Genomic DNA, 8,338 nt, shown 5'->3' on the forward strand with positions numbered 1-8,338 from the left:
GCCATTGCTGCCGAGGCAGACACTGCAGCATCTCCTGATGTAGAAGTTATTGAAGTAAAAGGTATTCGTGGTTCACTTATTCGTTCTATGGATATGAAACGTGATTCATCGGGCGTAGTAGATGCCATTTCAGCAGAAGAAATGGGGAAATTTCCAGATACCAATTTAGCAGAGTCATTACAACGCATTACCGGTGTATCGGTGAGCCGTGCAAACGGTGAAGGTAGCCAAATTACCGTACGTGGTTTTGGCCCAGAGTTTAACTTAATTACGCTAAACGGCCGCCAAATGCCTGGCACAGGTTATACGCGTTCGTACAACCTTGAAAACATTGCCTCAGAGGGCGTAAGTGCGCTAGAAGTATTTAAAACAGCGCGCGCCGATGTACCAAGCGGTGGTTTAGGTGCTACGGTAAACATTTCTACTGCGCGCCCTTTTCAAAAGCCAGGCCAAAATTTTTCAGCCACGGTTAAAGCAAATCACGACTCATCAAACGAAGCCGGTGATGATGTAACGCCTGAGCTTTCTGCTGTTTATAGCAACACATTTGCAGATGACAGATTTGGTTTTGGTTTTTCGTTTTCGCATCAAGAACGCGACTTTCAAAAACAACGCGCCAATATTCAAGGTTGGCAAGCCAATGTTGATTTACCTGAATTAGATAGCAGTAACGTTGTTGATAACCGTACTGACCCATCAGGTAACTACTACTTCCCTAAAGACATGAACTACTCTATTGAAGATGTAGAGCGTGAACGTACTAACGGCCAAGTTACTTTTCAATTTGAACCAGTTGATGGCTTTGTAGCCACCTTAGATTACACAGCAAGTAAAGCGGTTACGGGCTCTGAAAGTATTGGTTGGGGTATTTGGAACGACTTTGGTAGCAATATTAATGGCTACGAGCTTGATGAAAACGGCACCGCTGTTTATGCCGATATTAGCGGAAACGATGCCTCGTTTACAGCCAACAAAGGCACCACAGAAGTAAAAGCACGCTCTATTGGTTTAAACCTAGAGTGGGAAATTAACGACACGTGGCACGTTGAACTTGATTACCATGACTCTAAAAATGAAACCGATAACGGCGCCGATGATGGGCTAGGCAGTACTGGCCAAGTGATTTTAGGCTCTGATCAGCTAGCAAACAAAATTTACGATTACCGCACAGGCGAAATCCCAAGTGCTCAAGTTAACTGGTTAAACGGCACAAGCGAATTAACGCCAGGCGAAATTGACTCTAACTTTAGCCAATTTACGCACTCGCCGGGTGAATCAAACATTGAGCAATTACAATTACATACCACTTGGTACAATGAAAACTTTGATATTGGCCTAGTTAAAGTAAAATTTGGTGCATCGCGCACTGAGCAAAACACTGGCGGTTACACTGCTTGGAGTGGCTTAGTGGGTGGCCCTGGTTTTAACCCATCGTACACAGAAATATTCCCAGATAGCATGTTTACTCGCCACGATACGTCGGGCCTTTTAGATCAATTTGATGGTGGCGGCAGCAACTTACAACCAGGTTACTACTACACCTACGATTTTGACGAAGCAGTGGCTCGCCAAATGGCTTACCTAACTTCTGATGTAACCGGTGGCGATGCATACGCTGCTAATGCTTACATGGATGGTATTGATAGCGAAAGCTACGTAGAAGAAATTACAAACAGCTTTTATATTCAATCAAGCTGGGAGTTTGATGTAAGCGATTACTACGTAAAAGTAAACGCAGGCCTGCGCTACGAGCAAACAGATGTAACCAGCACAGTACGCCAACGTGTTGAAGAACAAGTAAACTGGATCAGCGCCTCAGAATGGATAATGCAATATGCAGCCGGCGGCGATGATAACTTCTTAGAGCAGCAAGGCGATTACGACATATTATTACCGTCAATCGATGTAAGTGTTGATTTAACCGAAGACGTTGTAGCCCGTGTTTCATGGGGTAAAACTATGTCGCGTGCACCACTGGGTGATTTAGCCGGTGGCCGTAGCTTAACAGGCAGCCCAAAACCTGGCTCGCGCACGGGTAGCCAAGGTAATACAAATTTATTGCCGTTTGAATCAACCAATCTCGACTTATCATTAGAGTATTACTACGCAGAAGGCAGCTACGCCTCTGTTGGTTACTTTAAAAAAGACGTAGATAACTTTATTCAAACCACCATTACGCAAACCACGATTGAAGGCCTATACGACATTTTAAACGGCCCACGTTACTTACAAGCAGTTAGCGATATTGAATCGCGCGGCGAACAAGCAACCACCGATGCTATTTTTGCGCAAATGATTAGCAATGGTTATGGCAATGCGAATGGCGTCATTGAGCCAAATAGCGATGACCCACTTATGGTATGGAACATAAGCCAACCACAAAACACCGACAGCAAATCGGTAGATGGTTTTGAAGTGGCTGTTCAGCACTTAATTGGCGAAACTGGTTTTGGTGTAGGTGTTAACGCCACGTTTGTAGATGGCGATGTAGAATTTGATAGCGAAAGCCTAGACCAACAAGCTCCGCTTACAGGTTTAAGTGACTCTGCTAACTTTCAAGGTTTTTACGAAAAAGACGGCCTATCAATCAAAATTACTTACGCATGGCGCGACTCGTACTTAATTGGTGTAGGCCAAGCACAAGGCTCAGCCGATGCGCCACCGCAGTATGCTAAAGCCTACGGCCAATGGGATATGAGCGTTAACTACGATGTAAACGAAAACGTAACCGTATTTTTTGATGGCATAAACTTAAATAATGCCACCGAAGAAGGCTACGGCCGTTACGAAGAGCAGTTTTTATTTGCTAATCAGTACGGCCCTCGTTACTCAGTGGGTGCTCGTTACACGTTTTAAACTATTCCCTAGTTAGAATAGTTAAGCCGCTTGTTTCAACAAGCGGCTTTTTTATAACGTTTTTATTTGCTCAAGCAATACATTAGTTGTCCAATCAATGCCCTTATACGCAATATCTGGCTTGTAGTAAGCCCCTGCTCCTCGCGCTCTGTTTACGTATACTTTGTTAGGTACAATCACTTTCCCCAACCCTGAAGGTAAATCAGCTAAGCGTACTTCCATATACATAGAATCAGCACTACTTGGCGCACCGAATAACGTTGTATTTTCAAAAAGCTTAAACTTATCAAGCGCATCTAAACAAGCACTGGCGCACTGCGGCGGAACAATAACAAACACCTTGGTTTTAAAGTCACTAGTTAAAGGCTTTTGTGGTATGTTATTTAGCGTATTGGTTTCTTGCTCTACATAAAATGGATCACCACTCTTAAGTGATAAAGCCATACCCGCAGCTGTGATTTTAAATATTTTCAATAATTCAGGCTGATTTTTTACAACCTCTAATAAAGACACTACATGGTCGGTATTATCCTTTGATGCTCTCCACCACACTTGCGTGTTTTGAGAAGTATTATTTACTTTTTGTTCTACTATTTTTTTGCCCCATAGTTCTTTGGCTATTTGTGAGCTCCAATAAGATGAGCCACCTTGGTTATGGCGCAAATCTAACACCACGGCTTTTGCAGTAAGTAACTTGCTACGCTGCTGTTGTATTTTTTCAAACACTTTATTGTAGGCAGCAGTTTGCTTTTCGGTTGATGAAAAGCTAGGCATAGCAATCCACGCAATATTTTTTTCAGGCCAAGTTAAATCGATGGGGAGTTCATCACCGTTGTAGGCATTTTCTAAATGCTTACTGACTGACTTAGGCCTTACAGACCAATTTAATACGTGTGTATAGGTATCGCCATTGGCTTTAACAAATTCGCATTCTTTTAAAGGAGTTAAAAATGGATTGCCCTCGTCAATGAGTAACCGCCAACCTTGCTGCCACCAATGGCCAGGTTGTGCAACTTGCCCATAAAACTTAAACACTCTCTCACGTATTAAGGTATCGGTGCTTTGTCCATCACATTGGCTTACAACGTCGCCTTTGCTAATATTTTTGTTTTCACTGTAATACACTTTTAGCGCATCACCTCGCCACACAGTTCTAAAGCCCGGCCAGCGGCGCGCGGGTCTATCTACGCTTGAAAACGCACCGGCGTGGCCATCTTGTAAAATAGTGCTAAAGCGCGCAATTGCCGCTGCATGAACCTGCGGCCCGCTCGCTTGAGTTGAGAGTTTAAGCGCTTGTGCTTTTGCCTGTTTTAATAAGTCAGGGAACGCGGGGTTGTTAGCATCAAACATACCTGGGTGATTTTGTGCTGTAATGTTGTAAGCAGCTTGAATATCGTTTTCTATTACTGTTCGCCACTGCTCATCCGTTTGCGGTGACACAGCGGTGTTAGCAAAACCCATAAAAGATACAATAAAGCTGCTAGTAGAAATAGTGAGCATAGATATTTTAACCATCATTCAAATCCTTTTGTTGTAGTTTTTTAATAGTTAAAACTGGAAACTATTGATGCCGTTTAACTTAGCACACACTTAAAATAATTATGCCTAAATGCCAGCTCTAGAGATTGTTTAATGCTTGAGTAGACGAATCCATTCATCGGGGTTTGCTAAAATAAAGTCATAAGTATCTTCATTATCTAAAGTGATTGTTATTGCATCGCTTGTTAGTGGTAAAATGCCTGCACCTCTCCCTGCTGACTTTTCAATTTTTACGATTGCGCTTCGTGTAAAAGTATAAGGCCCTAAACCAGCACTTTCATTGTATGGCTCAAAACGTACCTCACCTTGCGTTACATAAAATTTACCATCGGCTTTTGCAACACCACCTTGATACGTAGCTGTAGATGATTTGAGTATTTTATTGTTCATTTGGCTTTCCTGCTAATTAATTTACGTCAATAAAATGTATTCACTTTAATAAGTTATATAGCTTTATACTTTAAGGCAATCAATTTGTACCCAAAAAGCAAGTTATAATGACACGTACTTTATTTAGCCAATTAGAATCTAGGCTTCGAAAGATGTAAAGTTTAAAATGGGTGTTTTGTTAATTCTTTCTCTGAATTTTTTTAACTAAAGGCACTATCGCTAAAGCTAGCAATACGGCAAGAAAAAAGCTCACAAACGTATTACCAAACACCCATCTAAAAAAGATTCCTGAAAGAGACAAAACAAAAGCTGACCAAAGCCATGGATTTATATTCTGCATACTATCTAGAGCACCTCATAGCACCCTGCTTAGGGGCGCAAACACATGGGCTATAATTTGGATCGAAGCGACGCTGCCCATGTGTATGCATCCCAGCGAACGAAGTGAGTGTGTTGATTAGGTTGTTAGGTGCGTGCATATTTAAACCACTACCCTAGGGGCTTTACCATGAAAGCCCAAGTATAGTTTTTTGAGATTACCTGGCACGAGAGGCCAGCCACGCTCAATACCTTCTTTTGTACCTTTCCAGAATAAGTGCTCTGTATAATATACATCTATGTATTCGAATTCTGCTTTGGTTGCAGTATCTAGTTTTTCGCTCATGTACTGCAACTGTTCTAATGCTTCTTCTAAATTACCTTGGTTAAACAAAATGGTTGTCAAATTTGCGAACTCTTCCATTAGGAATGTGAGTGCCCATTTTTCATGTTTTTCCATGAGAGGCACAACGTCAGGAAATTTAGTGCGGATCTCTTTTAAGAACTGTCTTATCTCTGATTTGGCCATTGATTTCTCAGAAGCACCTAACTTTTCAATAACGGGCGCAGACACGTAGGGCATAATAGCGAAGCCGCCCTGCGTGTATGCGTCCCGGCGAACGAAGTGAGTGCGTTTATTGAGTTGTTATATCGCTACTCACCAATATTTCTTCGTATCAATATAGTGCTTCATGTTAGAAAAGATGTAAGCTAGAAGAAAAAATGCCGGCGTCGCAATTACGTCGGGTTTTATGAACCAAGTTAATAGGCCCATGAGCACCGTTATAATTTCTAACATAATAATTTGCTTTCTTGCTTTTACTCCCCAAAACGAAAACCTGACCCATATTGGCTCTTTGTTCCATTCTTTAGATGTTTTGTCTATCACGATAATTTCCTCTTGAAGTTTAGAAATGTCAATTTCAAACACAGAGGCAAGGGCTTTAAGAGATTCTATGCTGGCCTTGTTTCCACTTTCTATTCGTTGAATAGTTCTAGTACTCAAGCCGCTTAACGTGGCAAGTTGTTCTTGTGACCAGTTTCGTTTTTCTCTAAGACGTTTGACTATCATTTGGGCTCCTTACCAATGTGAGAGGAAACTATCCATGTTTTAATCGATTGTCGGTTACGAAATTCACACGACAGTGGGGCGACAGGCGATGTTTACAGCGATATAACTTTTAAATAAGGGGCGCAGGCGCGTGGGGCATAATGGCGAAGCCGCCCCGCGTGTTTGCGTCCCAGCCCGCGCAGCGGGCGAACTTGATTTTTTTGTTATGTGACTTACCCAAAAAAACAAGCGTATTCATCATGATCTATAACGGCAAAGACTTGCTCAATAGTTTTTACATACATATTTGGCTCATAGCCATGCCATTTTAGATCTTGTCGCATCCAGAAAATTTTCCATTTACCTTGAGCGCGGATAAAAGTTGCTTTAGCCATGTCCAGGTCATGATATTCATTTGGGCTGTTCCAAACAGGACGCGTTTCATATATATAAACTGATTGCTTCTCCAGCCGCCAACCAATGTCTAGCTCATTTATAATATGCACTGGTGGCCTACGCTTATTTAAAAAAGCGTTGGCAGCTTTTTCTATCTTCTTTATTTCGAATTCACTTAAGGCCATAAAAGTTTAATTTTCCACCTGTCACATAGACATAATGACTCCCACACGGTGTTAGCCTCCGCTTTTCGTGGGTTAGCTTAATTCAAAGCCAGAGCCATAATTAGTTTGTCAATTAACTAAACAGCAGAGGCTAACATGAATAAACATAGCATACTTTTTATCGGTCTTGATACACATAAAGAATTCAATGAAGTCGCCTATATTGAAGAACATAGAGGTGCGCAACCTGTTCATCTTGGCCGAGTTTCGTCTTCCAAAGTGGCCGTTCAAAAGCTTGTTCGTCAGTTCGAATCGAAATACTCTGGCGCAACACTTCATTTTGTTTATGAAGCAGGCCCATGTGGTTATTGGATTTACAGGTTAATTACCAGCCTCGGCCATTGCTGTTACGTGGTGGCGCCCTCTCTTATTCCTAAAAAACCTGGTGAGAAGATTAAAACCGATAAACGTGATGCTCTTAAGCTTGCTAAATTACTTAAGTCTGAAGATTTAACACCTATCTATGTTCCCGAGCCTGAAGATGAAGCTGTACGCGATTTATCTCGTGCACGCGAAGTGGCAATGAAGGACTTAAAAGATGCCAAATATCAATTAAAGGCGCTGTTGCTTCGCAATAATATCAATTATAAAGGCACTGCGAATTGGTCACAAAAACATTTACGTTGGCTCACTGAGATTGTGCTGCCACACCCCGCTCAGCACATCGTCTTACAAGAATTTTTACACACAATTACCGAACGAATAAGCCGACTTGAACGGCTAGACAATGAACTAACACACCACGTTCACCAGTGGCGTTATTATCCTGTTGTCAAAGCAATACAAGCTATGCGTGGTGTCCGTTTGTTGGTCGCCACTGGCGTTGTTGCTGAGCTTGGCGATTTATCGCGTTTCGACCATCCCCGTAAATTAATGAGTTATCTCGGTCTTGTACCCAGTGAACACTCGAGTGGTGGCAAACGCCATATTGGCGCCATCACAAAATGCGGAAATGGCCGAGCAAGACGCCTTCTTGTGGAAGGTGCACACACTTATCGGTATGCGGCAAATATATCAACAGATATGCAAAAACGACAAGAAGGCTTACCAAAGGACATTATTGATATTGCGTGGAAAGCACAGATTAGGCTCTGCAAACGCTATAAAAAAATGATAGCCAAAGGGAAACACTACAATCTGGTTGTTACCGCCATTGCCCGAGAAATGATTGCGTACATATGGGCTATTGCAAAAGAAGTGGTGCTTACGCCAGTGAATACAAAACTTAGATTGGCAAGAGTACCCGCATGATAAACGTATTAGAGTTAATGCATGGGATCAAGCATCGGGTGTGGCACAACCACCGACGGCGTTAGGATGGCAGTGCAGCTAACGCTGCATTGAACCACGAACATAGACTGAAGACAGGTGCCACGACGAAATAAGTAAGGTCTGCTCTGTTACTAGAAATAGTAATAACCAACGAATATCAGCAAGATAACCGACGACATTACTTGCTTCATCCTATGTATTAACTCGCTCTAATTCGAGCTAAAGTAATTATGGCTTAAAAAGTTAGGCAGGGATCAGTGCGTTTAACTTGACAGTGGGAGTCATACCAACG

General features: G+C 42.2%; 7 protein-coding genes. 2 read left to right on the forward strand and 5 right to left on the reverse strand.

Translation table 11 applies throughout. From position 1 onward, the window contains the following. A partial coding sequence (locus L650_RS0110305; protein WP_029773053.1) for a TonB-dependent receptor occupies window positions 1–2,856 on the forward strand: 2,856 nt, incomplete at its 5' end. 51 nt (window positions 2,857–2,907) lie between these two features. Here L650_RS0110305 and L650_RS0110310 read toward each other — a convergent pair. The 5 genes from L650_RS0110310 to L650_RS0110340 all read right to left on the reverse strand — a co-directional run bounded on the left by L650_RS0110310 (window position 2,908) and on the right by L650_RS0110340 (window position 6,735). Continuing rightward, window positions 2,908–4,317 (reverse strand): S41 family peptidase, encoded by a 1,410-nt coding sequence (locus L650_RS0110310; RefSeq protein WP_223230567.1) that lies wholly within the window; start codon window positions 4,315–4,317, stop codon window positions 2,908–2,910. Window positions 4,318–4,485: 168 nt separating this feature from the next. Continuing rightward, complete coding sequence (locus tag L650_RS0110315) at window positions 4,486–4,785, reverse strand: hypothetical protein (RefSeq protein ID WP_004589576.1); 300 nt, start codon at window positions 4,783–4,785, stop codon at window positions 4,486–4,488. Between the two features lie 481 nt (window positions 4,786–5,266). Further along, window positions 5,267–5,632, reverse strand: coding sequence for a hypothetical protein (locus L650_RS0110325; protein ID WP_029773055.1), 366 nt, complete (start codon window positions 5,630–5,632; stop codon window positions 5,267–5,269). Between the two features lie 129 nt (window positions 5,633–5,761). Then, complete coding sequence (locus L650_RS0110330; RefSeq protein WP_004589574.1) at window positions 5,762–6,175, reverse strand: helix-turn-helix domain-containing protein; 414 nt, start codon at window positions 6,173–6,175, stop codon at window positions 5,762–5,764. 212 nt (window positions 6,176–6,387) lie between these two features. Next, a complete protein-coding gene (locus L650_RS0110340; RefSeq protein ID WP_004589545.1) occupies window positions 6,388–6,735 on the reverse strand; it encodes a DUF3024 domain-containing protein in 348 nt (115 codons plus the stop codon). Between the two features lie 135 nt (window positions 6,736–6,870). On the opposite strand from L650_RS0110340, the gene L650_RS0110345 reads away from it, so the two are divergent. Next, entirely contained in the window at window positions 6,871–8,025 is a 1,155-nt protein-coding gene (locus tag L650_RS0110345) for an IS110 family transposase (protein ID WP_029772239.1), read from the forward strand. Window positions 8,026–8,338 lie beyond the last annotated feature (313 nt).

Origin of the sequence: Pseudoalteromonas sp. TB51 (genome assembly GCF_000498055.1) — a bacterium.
Lineage (GTDB): Bacteria > Pseudomonadota > Gammaproteobacteria > Enterobacterales > Alteromonadaceae > Pseudoalteromonas > Pseudoalteromonas atlantica.

What these genes read in the sequence shown, in the direction of transcription:
- L650_RS0110310 (WP_223230567.1), bottom strand. Translation starts at nt 4,317, where the DNA reads ATGGGTTTTGCTAACACCGCTGTGTCACCGCAAACGGATGAGCAGTGG.
- L650_RS0110315 (WP_004589576.1), bottom strand. Translation starts at nt 4,785, where the DNA reads ATGAACAATAAAATACTCAAATCATCTACAGCTACGTATCAAGGTGGT.
- L650_RS0110325 (WP_029773055.1), bottom strand. Translation starts at nt 5,632, where the DNA reads ATGGCCAAATCAGAGATAAGACAGTTCTTAAAAGAGATCCGCACTAAA.
- L650_RS0110330 (WP_004589574.1), bottom strand. Translation starts at nt 6,175, where the DNA reads ATGATAGTCAAACGTCTTAGAGAAAAACGAAACTGGTCACAAGAACAA.
- L650_RS0110340 (WP_004589545.1), bottom strand. Translation starts at nt 6,735, where the DNA reads ATGGCCTTAAGTGAATTCGAAATAAAGAAGATAGAAAAAGCTGCCAAC.
- L650_RS0110345 (WP_029772239.1), top strand. Translation starts at nt 6,871, where the DNA reads ATGAATAAACATAGCATACTTTTTATCGGTCTTGATACACATAAAGAA.